The 13,153-nt window shown below is 35.7% G+C and carries 21 protein-coding genes and 1 pseudogene; 7 read left to right on the top strand and 15 right to left on the bottom strand.

Going from position 1 to position 13,153, the window contains the following annotated elements; genetic code table 11:
* Nucleotides 1–161: 161 nt before the first annotated feature.
* The 3 genes from Bccel_RS30520 to Bccel_RS26505 form a co-directional block, all read right to left on the bottom strand.
* A complete protein-coding gene (locus tag Bccel_RS30520; protein ID WP_154673504.1) occupies nt 162–323 on the bottom strand; it encodes a hypothetical protein in 162 nt (53 codons plus the stop codon).
* 224 nt (nt 324–547) lie between these two features.
* The gene (locus Bccel_RS26510) at nt 548–1,030 is read right to left on the bottom strand and encodes a hypothetical protein (RefSeq protein ID WP_036944896.1); all 483 of its coding nucleotides are present in this window, start codon (nt 1,028–1,030) and stop codon (nt 548–550) included.
* A gap of 26 nt (nt 1,031–1,056) precedes the next feature.
* Nucleotides 1,057–1,527, bottom strand: coding sequence for a hypothetical protein (locus Bccel_RS26505; RefSeq protein ID WP_036944895.1), 471 nt, complete (start codon nt 1,525–1,527; stop codon nt 1,057–1,059).
* Nucleotides 1,528–1,583: 56 nt separating this feature from the next.
* Here Bccel_RS26505 and Bccel_RS26500 point away from each other — a divergent pair, with 56 nt between their 5' ends.
* From Bccel_RS26500 to Bccel_RS32910, 6 genes are all read left to right on the top strand, one after another.
* Nucleotides 1,584–1,970, top strand: a complete 387-nt coding sequence (locus Bccel_RS26500) for an RNA polymerase sigma factor (protein WP_242857049.1) — start codon at nt 1,584–1,586, stop codon at nt 1,968–1,970.
* A gap of 33 nt (nt 1,971–2,003) precedes the next feature.
* A complete protein-coding gene (locus tag Bccel_RS26495; protein ID WP_036943522.1) occupies nt 2,004–2,963 on the top strand; it encodes a hypothetical protein in 960 nt (319 codons plus the stop codon).
* Between the two features lie 133 nt (nt 2,964–3,096).
* The gene (locus tag Bccel_RS26490; protein WP_050753830.1) at nt 3,097–3,384 is read left to right on the top strand and encodes a transposase; all 288 of its coding nucleotides are present in this window, start codon (nt 3,097–3,099) and stop codon (nt 3,382–3,384) included.
* A gap of 115 nt (nt 3,385–3,499) precedes the next feature.
* Nucleotides 3,500–4,402: an IS982 family transposase gene (locus Bccel_RS26485; protein WP_050753112.1), complete on the top strand. Its 903-nt coding sequence runs from the start codon at nt 3,500–3,502 to the stop codon at nt 4,400–4,402.
* A gap of 116 nt (nt 4,403–4,518) precedes the next feature.
* Nucleotides 4,519–5,049, top strand: a complete 531-nt coding sequence (locus Bccel_RS32915; protein WP_338053621.1) for a hypothetical protein — start codon at nt 4,519–4,521, stop codon at nt 5,047–5,049.
* 2 nt (nt 5,050–5,051) lie between these two features.
* Complete coding sequence (locus Bccel_RS32910; RefSeq protein WP_338053620.1) at nt 5,052–5,852, top strand: transposase; 801 nt, start codon at nt 5,052–5,054, stop codon at nt 5,850–5,852.
* A 166-nt stretch (nt 5,853–6,018) separates the two neighbouring features.
* On the opposite strand, the gene Bccel_RS26475 is transcribed toward Bccel_RS32910, so the two are convergent.
* The 6 genes and pseudogenes from Bccel_RS26475 to Bccel_RS30510 all read right to left on the bottom strand — a co-directional run bounded on the left by Bccel_RS26475 (nt 6,019) and on the right by Bccel_RS30510 (nt 8,664).
* The gene (locus tag Bccel_RS26475) at nt 6,019–6,687 is read right to left on the bottom strand and encodes a TolB family protein (protein WP_050753903.1); all 669 of its coding nucleotides are present in this window, start codon (nt 6,685–6,687) and stop codon (nt 6,019–6,021) included.
* Nucleotides 6,688–7,295: 608 nt separating this feature from the next.
* Nucleotides 7,296–7,469: a hypothetical protein gene (locus Bccel_RS30515; RefSeq protein WP_160317763.1), complete on the bottom strand. Its 174-nt coding sequence runs from the start codon at nt 7,467–7,469 to the stop codon at nt 7,296–7,298.
* Between the two features lie 110 nt (nt 7,470–7,579).
* Nucleotides 7,580–7,831 (bottom strand): annotated as a pseudogene (locus Bccel_RS32700) (methyl-accepting chemotaxis protein); the annotation flags it as partial.
* A gap of 124 nt (nt 7,832–7,955) precedes the next feature.
* Nucleotides 7,956–8,186 (bottom strand): hypothetical protein, encoded by a 231-nt coding sequence (locus Bccel_RS26470; protein ID WP_050753902.1) that lies wholly within the window; start codon nt 8,184–8,186, stop codon nt 7,956–7,958.
* A 63-nt stretch (nt 8,187–8,249) separates the two neighbouring features.
* Nucleotides 8,250–8,465, bottom strand: a complete 216-nt coding sequence (locus Bccel_RS26465; RefSeq protein WP_152966100.1) for a hypothetical protein — start codon at nt 8,463–8,465, stop codon at nt 8,250–8,252.
* Between the two features lie 28 nt (nt 8,466–8,493).
* Complete coding sequence (locus Bccel_RS30510) at nt 8,494–8,664, bottom strand: hypothetical protein (RefSeq protein ID WP_160317762.1); 171 nt, start codon at nt 8,662–8,664, stop codon at nt 8,494–8,496.
* A 512-nt stretch (nt 8,665–9,176) separates the two neighbouring features.
* Between Bccel_RS30510 and Bccel_RS26460 the strand changes: the two genes are divergently transcribed.
* Nucleotides 9,177–9,716, top strand: a complete 540-nt coding sequence (locus Bccel_RS26460; protein WP_050753900.1) for a S1-like domain-containing RNA-binding protein — start codon at nt 9,177–9,179, stop codon at nt 9,714–9,716.
* Nucleotides 9,717–9,850: 134 nt separating this feature from the next.
* Here the strand turns inward: Bccel_RS26460 and Bccel_RS31060 are convergent, their stop codons facing one another.
* The 6 genes from Bccel_RS31060 to Bccel_RS26435 all read right to left on the bottom strand — a co-directional run bounded on the left by Bccel_RS31060 (nt 9,851) and on the right by Bccel_RS26435 (nt 13,105).
* Nucleotides 9,851–10,165 carry a hypothetical protein gene (locus tag Bccel_RS31060; protein WP_050753899.1) on the bottom strand — a complete coding sequence of 105 codons (315 nt, stop codon included), beginning with the start codon at nt 10,163–10,165 and terminating at the stop codon, nt 9,851–9,853.
* Nucleotides 10,162–10,488 carry a hypothetical protein gene (locus tag Bccel_RS31055; protein WP_050753898.1) on the bottom strand — a complete coding sequence of 109 codons (327 nt, stop codon included), beginning with the start codon at nt 10,486–10,488 and terminating at the stop codon, nt 10,162–10,164. Before Bccel_RS31055 ends, Bccel_RS31060 begins: the two co-directional genes overlap by 4 nt.
* Before the next feature lie 99 nt (nt 10,489–10,587).
* Nucleotides 10,588–11,193 (bottom strand): hypothetical protein, encoded by a 606-nt coding sequence (locus tag Bccel_RS26445; RefSeq protein WP_242857048.1) that lies wholly within the window; start codon nt 11,191–11,193, stop codon nt 10,588–10,590.
* A gap of 385 nt (nt 11,194–11,578) precedes the next feature.
* The gene (locus Bccel_RS31860) at nt 11,579–12,199 is read right to left on the bottom strand and encodes a DUF3991 domain-containing protein (protein ID WP_242857047.1); all 621 of its coding nucleotides are present in this window, start codon (nt 12,197–12,199) and stop codon (nt 11,579–11,581) included.
* A gap of 155 nt (nt 12,200–12,354) precedes the next feature.
* Nucleotides 12,355–12,510 (bottom strand): hypothetical protein, encoded by a 156-nt coding sequence (locus tag Bccel_RS30505; protein WP_160317761.1) that lies wholly within the window; start codon nt 12,508–12,510, stop codon nt 12,355–12,357.
* A complete protein-coding gene (locus Bccel_RS26435) occupies nt 12,503–13,105 on the bottom strand; it encodes a hypothetical protein (protein ID WP_050753897.1) in 603 nt (200 codons plus the stop codon). The genes Bccel_RS30505 and Bccel_RS26435 overlap by 8 nt, the downstream gene beginning before the upstream one ends.
* Nucleotides 13,106–13,153 lie beyond the last annotated feature (48 nt).

Raw genomic sequence — 13,153 nt, 5'->3', positions numbered from 1 at the left:
TAAATCTCTAGGAGGGTTAAGCTTCAAAACCGGGCAGCTATCGCTTGTAAAAAAATGTCCCCAAATGAATTTTTTTATGGTGTATTATTTCGAATAACCCACTCAGTATTTTTTCAAAATTTTGCGAAAATTTTTGTGCGACGTGGACACGGTTTTGAACATTAAAAGCTATAGGGATTTACCCTCCCCCTGGGACGTTCCTTTAATGCCTTACCTGTAGCAAGGGCTTTTTCTCCCTCTTCACGCTGTTTTAATTCAGCTTTAGTCCTGTGCGATTTATTCTCGTTGGTTAGGACAGAAAACGGTTTTGGTGGTGTTGGCATCGCTAGAATCTCCTTTCAAAATTTTAAAAAGCTGATGTGGGAACTTTTTGTTTACGTATCGGCTAGCCTCGTATCCGAGAAATCAAAATTTTAGTTTTTTAACCCCTGGGGGGTATATCAATCAATATCCATATTTTTCAATTAATAATTTTTGCAAGTATTCTTTAATCTTTTTTAGTTAAAAAATGCTATTATAGAAGTGATTTACCCTCCCCTGGGTACTGCTATAATTTAGCAACCTTAATTAACTGGAGCTTATTGGTATCATCTTTCTCCATGGTAAAGCTAAATCCTAGAGCTTCGCCAATGTCATTAATGTTTATATGTTCTTTCCCGCCAATGTATATTTGTTCCAGTATATACGATATATCTTTGTACTTAAGGACTTTATGGTGCGATATACTGAAATAATCTGTATAATCTCCATCTTCTTCAACTATTCGAGCAAATTCAATTGGAATTTGAATCTTGCCTCCTGATTCTGAATATCCAAAATCTATGCAAGTATAGTGACCAAGAGCCACATGTATTATTCCACATATAAATCCACTCTCAACCAAAAACTTACCTGACTCGCTATCCTGCAGCATACTTACATTAGCTGTACCGATTTCACCTTCTGAAAAATCTGTTCTACCTGAATAAACGTACTTTCCGTCAATTTTGTACATTGTATTGTAACCATTTGCATATGTAATATAAGCCATTTTATCGTTACCCCCTTAAATTATAGCTATGCAACATTTATAAGCTGAATCCGCTTTATATCGTCCTTTTCCATTGAGAAGCTAAAACCAAAGGCCGCACCAATGTCACTAATATTGATATAGTCTTTTCCATCGATATTTACAGGATTAAATACATATAATGAATCGTCATCATACTTAACAACCCAGCGTTTCAATCTTCTAAAATACTCAGGAAAATACTCCTGCTGCCCTATAAATGGAACTAAATTGTTAGTAATTATTTTGCCGCCAGATTCTGAATATCCAAAAGGACGGTATGAATAACTTCCTATACCTACATTAACTATTTCTTTGATCAATGGATCATGCCGTCTTATAAAGAATTTACCCGTTGAGCTATCCTGCAGAATGTTCAGTCTTTCATCCCTTGGATAGCTCAATGCACCTGAATAATAATATTTTCCGTCAATTTTGTACATGATATTATAGCCATTTGAATATGTCGTATAAGTCATAACTTTCTATCTCCTTTACTCAATAGAATTGATCTCCTTATGATTGAAGTACTTATTTGTCTCGTTGTTTGTTAATGATTGCTTCCAGCTCTTTAATACGGGTTTCTAGTGCTTCAATTTTTTCCTCATCACTTAACTTTATTGGAAGGATACCTCTCCACTTTAAAACATCAGTGAGAGGCCACCATCCTCTCTCATTTGATTTTGGACACCCCTGCGTTAGGCTGTCCAATAACCTAAAAACAGTTGTTATACTTCATTATTTTAATGGAATGTCCATAGAGGAAATTTCAAAAGTTACAGGAAGTTTAAGAGCTACAGTAAAAACCAGGCTTTACTATGCGAGGAATGTTTTGCGTAAAAAGCTGGAGAATGCTGTAGACGAAAGCAGCGAAAGCTTTATGGAAGGAAGAAATATAAAGAAGGCAAGTTATTACAGGTAAAAATCATGGCAAACCGAAAGGTGGTATTTATAAATGAATGATAATTTTGACAAAGAATTGTCCGGTTTTCTAAAACTAAGAGCAGCTATAAGTCCTGAAAAGAATATTACAGAAGCGGCAATTGAAGATGCTGCAAGAAAACAGGAAAGAAAAGGAGCGGTGAAAAATATGAGATTTTCTGTTAGAATAGCTGTTACAGCCATATGTTCTGTTGTTATTGCCTTTACGGGGATGATGGCATTTTCGGAGGATGTAAGGATTGCTGCTTCCAATATAGTTCAGACTATATTTTCATTAGATAAAGAAGGCGATTCCTATAAAATTGTTGAAAAGGACTCAACAGAAGAAATGACCATATTAAATTTCGGCGGAATACATATAGAGGAATTTGCCAGAGATCAACTAATTAACAAGCTTGGTTTTGAGCCTTTTGTGCCGGAAAAGCTTGGTGAATTTAAAAAGGTAGAGGCAGAAATAGGTATGAGCTTAAATGGAAAGTCAAGTGACTTATTGCAATTAAGCAATAGTGACTTAATGGAAATGCTTAGAAATTACCCCAATGATGAAAGACTTCAAGGGTTTAATTCAAAAACACGTTTTTCAATGGTATTTTCAAAAAGCGGTCAATTTTCTGGTGATTATGTGCTTTTTATTCATATGGCAAAACCACTTGAAAAACCATTTAGGGATGATTCCACTTTCGAGGAAAAAATCAGCCAGTTTTCATATAAAGGTGTAGAATGCAGATATACTGCACAAGTAAAAGCTGATCACCCAATGGTATTTGATGGACAATTTGCTTATACTGATAATACAAAACAGCCAAAAGGTATTGTTAAGCAGAAGATTATTGAATTTGATATGGACGGGTTTCATTTCCTGGCTGGTTATGTAGCTAAAGGCGGCACTGACCTTGATGCCTTTGACTATGAAGTTACCAAAAAGTTTGTTGAAGACTTCATCGATGAGTATAAATCAAAGCATAATAACTAAAGGATGGATAAAGTAATATAATATAAAGCTGGAAGGGGCTGTTGCACTAAGAAATTAGTGTAGGAGCCCTTTTTACTTGCAAAAAACAATTGCCAGACTATTCAAAGTCCGGCAAAAGGTGTAAAATATTTTTATGCTAGTAAAAAATTTAACACATAAAGATTATACTACGCACGGTGGTTTCTATCAATTAAAATTGCCGTTAAATGTTGAATGTATGATTCCGAATGATGATTCTGTAAGGTTGCTGGGTCAAATTGTAGAGGAGATGAATTTATCAGAATTATATAAGACTTATTCCCGTTTAAGGAAAAAACAAGCAACCCCAACACAGATGCTGAAGATCATGCTATATGCTTATATGAATAGTAATTATTCTACAAGGAAAATCGAAAGAGCCTGCAAGCGGGACATTAATTAACGTGAGTTCGATAATATGATTGTAATAAGAATGAAACAGAAATGAAAAATGAAGCTCCTGTCCAAATCTGTATAATCAATGTTGGCAACAAATTTAACAGAGGGGATGGAGCTTCATGGAAGATTTACTTATTAAAATTTTCTGCGATACTGATGATTTTTGCATTAGGCTCGACAACTATTTAAAGCATCATTTGGTTACTGATAATAGACTGCAGGAACCTAACCTCTTTAACATTTCAAGAATGATGACATTAAGTGAAGTAATGACAATAACAATATATTTTCATCATTCGAGTTATAGAAACTTTAAGCATTATTATAAAGAATTTGTCTGTAAAAGATTAAATGGGTACTTTCCGAGCCTTGTAAGTTATACAAGGTTTGTAGAGTTAATGCAACAAGCACTAATTCCATTAATATTATACACACAAAAATATAGACTAGGCAAGACAACAGGAATTTCCTTTATTGACTCTACGACATTAGATGTTTGTGATAACAGAAGAATTCACTCTCACAAAGTTTTTAAAGAGATTGCTCAGAGAGGTAAATCTTCTACAGGTTGGTTCTATGGGTTTAAGCTGCACATTGTAGTAAATGAAATAGGAGAAATTTTATCATTCTTTTTAACACCGGGTGATATAGATGATAGAGACTCAAAGGTAATAGATATACTTACAAAAGACCTGTTTGGAAAACTTTTTGGAGATAAGGGTTATTTATCACAGCCTTTATTTAAAAAGTTGTATAACCGAGGGATAAAACTAATAACCAAGTTAAAAAAGAACATGAAAAATAAGCTAATTGATATAGAAGAAAAGCTTCTTCTCAGAAAGAGAGCTCTTATTGAGACAATAAATGATTTTCTGAAAAATACTTGCCAGATTGAACATACTAGGCATAGAAGCTTTACAAACTTTTTAACTAATGTCGTAGCTGGTATTGCTGCTTATAGCTTCTTACCGAATAAACCAAGCTTAAAGTTTAGTAAAAGCGTTCTTGTTGCCACACTTTAAGGCTGCTTTTCATAATAAAAAAGGCTCTAAAATTCAAGATACTAAAGCCTTACTTAATTATAATCTATAGATATGGTTAATTATGGCACTTGTTATATCGAACTCACGTTAATTATATGTACCTTCTTGAAGGCTCGCCTGCTCCGGATTATACAACAATTGCAAGATTCAGAAGTATTCATTTTGCACCTGTTTCAGAAAATCTTTTGGCACAGTTTACGCAGATGCTTGCTGAAAACAAAGAAATTTCAATGAAAAATCTATTTATTGATGGGACAAAGCTTGAAGCTGCATCAAATAAATATACTTTTGTCTGGAAAGGTTCTGTCACTAAGAATCAGAAAAAACTGATGGATAAGCTCCCAACTTTTTTAAAACAAACAGAAGAGAATTTTGGATTTAAGATTTTATATGGTGAAGAAATCAAGATGCACCATTTGGAAAAGCTCAGACGTAAACTTTGCAAAATAAAAAACGATGAAGATATTCAATTTGTCTCTGGTATAGGAAAAAGAAAATCTCCTCTCCAAAAAACATTTGAACAGCTGGATGAATACATATCAAGGCTCAAGAAATATAATAAGCATCTGCATCTTATGGGGATAGAAATAGCTATTCAAAGACAGACCCTGATGCAACCTTCATGAGGATGAAAGAAGATGCTATGAAGAATGGGCAACTAAAACCCGGCTACAACATTCAGTTTGGGGTAGATGCTGAATATATAGTATGGATTAGTGCTGGACCACAGCCTACAGATACAACCACGCTAATACCATTTTTAGACAGCATAAAGAGTCGTTTGAAGTATACTTACAGAAATATAGTTGCAGACTCAGGCTATGAAAGTGAGGAAAACTACGTCTATCTCGATGAGAACGGTCAGCTTGCTTTTATCAAACCTTCCAATTATGAAATTAGTAAGACACGGAAATATAAAACTGATATCAGTAGGAAGGAAAATATGAGCTATGACAAAGAAAACGACTTTTATATATGTAGCAGCGGTAAAAAGCTTGTAGCCACAGGGATTAAATTCAGCAAAAGCAAGACTGGCTATAGAAGTGAGAAAACCTGTTATACATGTGAAGATTGCACTCAATGCCCTATTAAATCAAAATGCATTAAGGGAAACAGCAAAAAGCCATTGGAAGAACGAACCAAGCATCTTGAAGTTTCAAAACTATTTCAGCAAAAACGTGAGGCAGCGATAACCAGAATCCTTAGTGATGAGGGAAAAGAGCTCAGAATGAACCGAAGTATTCAGTCTGAAGGTGCTTTTGGAGAAATAAAACAAGATATGGGATTCAGACGTTTTTTGTGTAAAGGGAAAAAGAATATCTTGGCAGAATGTATTCTTCTTGGCTTAGCTCATAATGTAAACAAACTGCACAACAAAATTCAGTCAGAACGATGTTCTACATATTTACATCCATTAAAAACAGCTTAGATAAAAATGTTTATAATAAAGAGCATAAATCAGTAAGCTTTATTTGCTATACTCTTTTTTCAAAAGAAAGAAAAAGAATATAATATTTTGGTTAAAATATTTCACTATCATTATAGAAATGGGCGTTGTACTACGATTATAAATCGTAATTGCAACAGCCCCTTTTCTATATATATATATATTGAACCACCTGCAAAAAAATTTTATCCCATAATGAATATAAAGTAACTTTTTGGTATAAAAGTAAAGTTATAAATTGTAAAGAATTCATATAAAAAATCCTGTCATCAAGGGGACCACTGGAGGTGTACAAATTGGTATCGTACAACATATTTATAGGTACAGGCTTTGTTATATCAATGCTCCACATCTGTTTATAAGTATAATCAATATCTCCACAGCCGGATAAATATGCAATCCTTCTGCTGTCAGGTGACCATGTGACAGGTGTGAAGAAGCCGTTTGAAGCTGCAAGGGTAGTATCGCTTTCACCTCTTGGGCTTACAGAACGAATTAGTGAATAATACCTTCCATTAGAGTAGTGGGTTGCACTGTAAGCTATCTTGGTTGAATCGGGGGACCATACAGGATTATAGTTCTTTCCCTCAGGCCAGCCTGGTATACCATAGGTTTTTCCTGATCTCAGTTCAATTGTATATATCATGGATATGCTGGCACCAGGCCATGTATATAATACAAAACTGCCATCAGGAGAGAGCCTTGCATTGCTAAGAGAATTAGAGTCCATGTTGGTAATCTGCTTTTCATTGCTTCCGTATATATTGCTTCTATAAATCTGCCTGATCCCAGCTGTATCTTCTCTTACGTACAGCAATTCTTTATCGCCAGTGAAAAATTGGGGATCGGATACATTGGTTTTTTGATAGAGGTATATTTAAGTGATGTGATATCATATATCCTGATTTCTTCTCCTGTAGAATATTTAAGCTTGTTCCTGAATGATTCCAGCCTACAGGGGGAGGATATGGAATGGACAGCTGTATTCCAGGTATGATGTTTGGGCAATACCTGGATTTGCACGGATAATATAATCAGGCCTTGGCTGTCCATTAAATGTCACATTATACTTTCTCGCAATGCCATTGGCGTTAATAATAATGTCAGAAGGAATTCTGTACTTTTGAGATATTGAGAATATTGAGTCACCAGGTTGTACTGAATAAGTATTTACACCAGGCGGCATAGATAATTGTTGACCGGAATATATTGTATATGGTGCTGTAAGTCTATTTGCTGCAATGAGTGAGTTTAAAGGAATTTCCCACCGCCTGGAGATTGAAATGGAGTATCACCGGGCTGAACTGTATAGAAAATTGTATAACTCTTCCTCCTGTAAAACGGCAAATTTAGTTATGCTTTATTTATATGTTTGTAATGAATACAAGTGAAAAGGCAATAGTTTTTAATAGTATATAATTATTTTCAGCTGTTTTCCAGGATTTCTTTAAGTTCATTCCATTTTTTATTTATATTTCCTACCCCAACAAGCATGTTAGACATATCAACATTCTGAACTTCAAGTGAAGCCAAAAACTCCTCATTAGCGGCTGAATTTTGTTCCGATATGGAAGATATGCTCTCTACCTCATTACTCATTTTAAGGAAATTTCCAAATACTTTTTGGGTCTTTCAGTTTGATCTTTAACATTTCATTCTGTTTATTAAAGGTATCCTTTAGTGGTTAAAGAAATTCGTAACATCAGAAATTAAGCATTTCCTATTTCTATTGCACTTACACCATTCTTAACTTCTGCTGATGCAAGATTCATTTTCTCCGTTATATCCTTGGTTATTTTATTTATACTGCTAACTTTTTCTGCACTTTCATACGCCAGCTTTTTGACTTCATCAGCAACAACTGCAAACCCCTTGCCGTTTTCACCTGCCCGGGCTGCCTCAATACTTGCATTTAAAGCTAATAAATTCGTCTGTTCAGCTATTTCTGTTATCCCCTGTAAGAAATGACTTATTTCATTTATGCTTGACTCAAGTGCCCTACCGTTTCCAAAGCTGTATTAACAGATTATTAATTGTTTCCATCTGATTATTTACATGGTTTATTTTTTCTGAGCCTCATTACACTCATTCCCATTTCACAAGAAATTTTGCAACGCTATCAGATAGCTGTTTGCCCTCAGTTAGCAGTTCTGTCGCATTAATCATATTGTTATTGATTTCTCCAATATTTACAGCCTGCTCCTGAGCTCCTGATGTAACCTCCGTCATTGATACCATTATAGTGTCATTGGATTTCTTAATAGAAGCTATATTTTCACTAAATCTTATTAAGTCAACATCAAATACCTCAGACACATCATTCACCTTATTTAAGTAAACTTAAGCTTTTCAAGAAGTTCACCGTTTCTTCTTCTTTCTTCATAACTGAGTTAACCAAATCCCTTCCCCATTTGTAAGGAAAAATATTAGAATAATGGCAACATTAAAATACACCAATATCCTAGTTAACCCAGAAGCTGCATTAGTACTGTTAGCCATAGCCAAGGGGTTTATGGTATAGCTGATAATTATAACAATATCAATAAAGCCTCCTACTATTAACACAAGTTCCTTCTGGAAATATAATGCCGACATTGAGAAAGCCAGCATCATTAACATAAAACTACCAATACTGGTTTTGTTCCATATTTGATTGTAGTGCTACAGTACTCATGACTATACTAAATACACCTCCTTTAATCTGTTCTTTAATGGGAACAAAATATAAGGCAGTATTAATTCCTAATATAATAAATATCTTTATAACATTCTCAAAAAATATGGTTAGCTCCATTATAAATAAGACCCTCCAGCAAAATTATCAGTCTGCACCAAATATAACAAATAAATTAACTTTACTTACTCTTTTCAAGTCATATCCTATTGACTTTGTTTTCATGTATTTTCCTCCGTAAATTTATTTTATTAATTATTAACTTATGCATAGCTTTAATATATCACTTGATAATAATACCTTAAAAATAGGAGAAACTTAGTGAGTAAACAAGAAGAAATCTGAATCATTTGTAATGAGACGGACGATAACGAATTGATTTCATTTATAATTCTATCAATAAATATATTCTATAGAAATAGATAAATTCCTCTAAAATAACACTTTTAATTAGTATCATTCATTTAGAGTAAGCTTGCAGGTTTATGGTATAATAAAGGGTATCTTATTAATAAAAAAATCAACGCACAACAACGTTAACAACTAAAGAGGAAGAGGGATAAAATGGTAGATTTAGGAATAATTCAGAAGATGGAAGTAACAAGGAAGGCCCGAATGGGTTATATCTCAATGTGAAAGGTAATAGAGGTAAGGATGATGTTTTATTACCCAAAAATCAGATGCCCCATGACGCTGAAATAGGTGATGAAATTGAGGTTTTTGTATATAAGGATTCTGAGGATAGAATGATATCTACAACAAAAAAGCCTAAGCTTACAATAGGTGAAATGGCAGTTTTATCAGTAGTAGAAACTACTGGAATTGGTGCTTTTTTAGACTGGGGGTTGGATAAAGATCTGTTTCTCCCTTTTAGAGAACAGGTAGGTAAGGTTGTTAAAGGCGGCAAATACCTGGTAGCACTGTATATTGATAGCAGTGACAGGTTATGTGCAACTATGAATATATATAATTTATTAAGAACTGATTCTCCATATAAAGTAAATGATCAAACTCGTGGAACTATCTATAGTATAAGTAAAGAGCTTGGAGCTTTTGTTGCTGTAGACAACAAGCACTTTATTGGCAATCAGTTTGTCCATTTCATCTACTGCCTTATCTTTGTGCTTGTTGATGTTTTCAGGGTCTGTATCATAAAGCATGGCAAGCTTTGACTTTATCTCTGCATATTCATTTATTAAATCTTTAATGTAGGGAACACTTTGTTTTAAATCAGCTATCAGTTCATCAATTGCCTCTTTAACTTCTTCCGGAAGCAGTTGATAATAAAGCCTTCCCTTTTTCGGCATTATGTCTTTAAGCTGAAACAGACGGACGATAATGGAGATAGGTTGATACCGTTCAATACTCCATCAAGCGGAATGGCTGCTAAATCATCTTCATCAATTTTCCCTACAAGTTCTTTTAAGTATTTATATTCCTTAGGGTAAATGGATTTCATATAGTCATCAAAGCCTTTTACCAGTTGATCTGTAGTTTCTTTCAGTGCTGATTTACTGTTTTCCTTAGCTCTGCAATAATCCGCAATTTTATCTGCAAAGGTTTCCTTTATAAGCTGTATACGAATGCTGTCGGCTACTTCCGGCTTAACAAAATTCTTCATAGTCTTTTGGTTTTGTCCCAGAAGACTACATGGATATGAGGATGACTGACTTCATTGTGATGTGCACAAGCCCAGGACAGATTTTTAAGACTGATTCCATTTTTTTGAGCAAGAACCGCAATATGCTTCTCAATGTAATCCTCCCATGCCTTATGATCTTTTAAAAGCAATTCGGCTGCTGTTTGAGGCGTGAATGAAATGACACTTCTAAATATATTAACCTTTTTATATGACAGCTCCCGCACTTCTTTTGCTACCTCTTGCCAGGTTTCAAACTCTACCAAGTTACCGGGATAAAGTTTGCCAAACAACCCGTGACGCATACCTCATTCTTTGATGCTCCAGGACGAGTAGCAAATATATCGGATATGGGCATAATTGCATTTAGGTGTTTTTTATAATTTGGAGGACGAAATCTCTGCTTATACATCAAAATCGACATAAGCAGCTGTTCCTCCCTTAACTTCTGCAATTGCTTTCTTCATTTCTTCATCATCCATAAAGACTGCGATTGCATCAGCACTTTTCATATTGGCGTAAACTAAAGCACGTTTTCTTGCCAGCTTTTCGATTTTTTCAAAAGAAGAGTATCTGTCTTTATCAATCAAGTCCGATATAATGGCGATATTTGCATAGTATCCTGCGGCTGAAATAATTGTAAGTCTGTTAATCATTCCTGCAAGACGGTTAGCCAATGATTTAATTGAAGTTTCTATTTCCTGATGTATGATGGCTGTTATCGTGTCTATGTTTTCTTCGTATCCATTGACAGCCAATCCTTTCTCCACAAATTCTCTAATAATATCAGAAGCAAACACATTCTTCTTTACTGCCAGCTTTTCAATCTGTTCCAAGGTTTCGGTAGAAAAAACCACTGACCTTTTTTGAGTTTTTGGAGTGTTACTTTTAGGCCTATCTTTCACAAAACCCTCCTTTCCGCTTGTCACCCAATGGATGACTAAAAATGCTGCAAGAACCTCGTTACCGGCACTGCCGGTAAGCTGTTTTCTCGTGGGTGGGAACCCCACTATTCCTGCCTTACCTCAAAGGGGAAGGGATTAAACCCTTTCCCCTTTAGGTTCGGGGCTTCCCAAAAGGGAAGATTTCATACTGATGAAAAAAAGTTCATGGTTCAACCTCCTCCATGTCAAGTTCCTCATTCGGCTCATCAACGGCATCCTTTTCAAATTCGGCTTTCAGTTCATCTTCACGCATGGCGTCAAGCTCAGCTACAGTTCTTCCTTTCCGGGTTTCAATCAGATCCTGGTTAAAGTCTTTGAGATGCGGTCTGTGGATTGCTACTTCGTAGCCTTTTTCGCTGTATTTATCACCATTTCATTGCAGCCATCTGACCCCAGTTTCTATAACATCCGTCTTTATCTTTAGCAAGGTAGTCATTGTCCAAGGCGAATACTATTTTTTGATTTCAGGATGCCACTGCAAATATCGTTCAAGGGCGCCATCCCAGGTACATCCGAGAGAGATGCGGTTATCCTGCCTCCAATCATGTCCATAGAGTTTTGCAAAGGTAGCATGGCTCATGGCATCAATGGGACTTTCGCAAACAAATACCATATCGCTCTTCCCTCCGATCACAAAGGGATAGCTCTTATCGGAATTAACGGCATCCATTTTAAATGCCTTATCAGTATAGGTTCCGCGCATGGAACAGTACTTAGGAATACCGCTCTCATCGTATCCGACAAACACACAGTTTCCATATTGGGCTTCCTGATAAACTTTCTTTTCATTCATCAGTACGGATACAATTTCCGGTTCAATACCTCGGATGGAGATTAAATACCAATAGGTTCTTTTAAAATTTTCTGCCTTATCAGGAATAATCAGCGGGCCTTTCTCTTCTTTTTCATAAGGTACTACAGTTTGAATATAAGGTTCATAACGTTCACCAAGCAGTTGTGCAACGGCTTCGGGATAGGTTATATTGCCGTATTTCATCACAAAATCAATAGGACCGCCTTTTTCATCGGCAGTCCAGTGATAAAAACGGTTGCTGTCTTTAAAAATGTACAACCCACCCGATTTTTTTGCATGAAGTGCTTTTCTTCCTCCATTCTCAAGTTCAAAACCATACTGACGTGCAAGATCAATTAAGCTTACGCAGTTTGCTCTTTGTATTTCTTCCTCCGTAAAGTGGCGATATGCTTCCGGGTTTGCGTCTGCATAGGCTATACCTCCATTTCTTCATCCAGTTCCTTTATCTCCTCCAAAATATCTTCAATATCTGCATCGTCATATCGATATTCCAGGGATTCAACAATATCTTTGCAGTCATCCGGCAAATACTCTTTTATTTCATTCTGCACATCACGAATTTCACCCATAAAGCCCCAGCAGCTTGCTTTCCTCGTTGCTTTCATACAGTTTAAATCCGTAGCACTGATCGGTAAGGTAATAATCATATTCCCTAACTTCGCTGATTAAAACCTGTCTTGCCTTTTCAATAGTTTCAGGAGTGACCACACCATATTCCTTTTGTATGTTATCGTATGAAACATAAATCCAGCCTACCTGCCCACTGTCCCAAGGACAGGAAAAACCGGTTGTATTGATTGTAATTCCACTGTGGTCATAAAGATAAATAGGCTCGATAACGAAACTGCTCGAAAGATAATCCAAGATATTATCATGGATGGCTTTTCTGTATGCACCATAGCGATTTCGATACAAAGAAATATCAATCTCCTCTGTAAGTTCCTCGAATTTTTCCTCGGCTTCTTCATAGTCGCCCAGCTTTTTTTCCAAAAGATCCATCAAAAAATCGTCCGGCTCATGAAAGCTGTGTTCGTCACCAAGATTATATCTGCTATGGAAGCAGATCATTGTTCCGAGATTATCTTGTTCCGCACGGGGATGCTGTGGCGTATCATCATTTACCACGAACAAAACATAGGGCTGTTTTACCGCAACCATCGGCATTATGATCACATCCTTTCAAAATAAAGTAATTTAAAATGGCTTTAAAAT

The organism is Pseudobacteroides cellulosolvens ATCC 35603 = DSM 2933 (assembly GCF_001262605.1).
Lineage (GTDB): Bacteria > Bacillota > Clostridia > Acetivibrionales > DSM-2933 > Pseudobacteroides > Pseudobacteroides cellulosolvens.
This window is presented reverse-complemented; position numbering and strand designations above follow the sequence as displayed.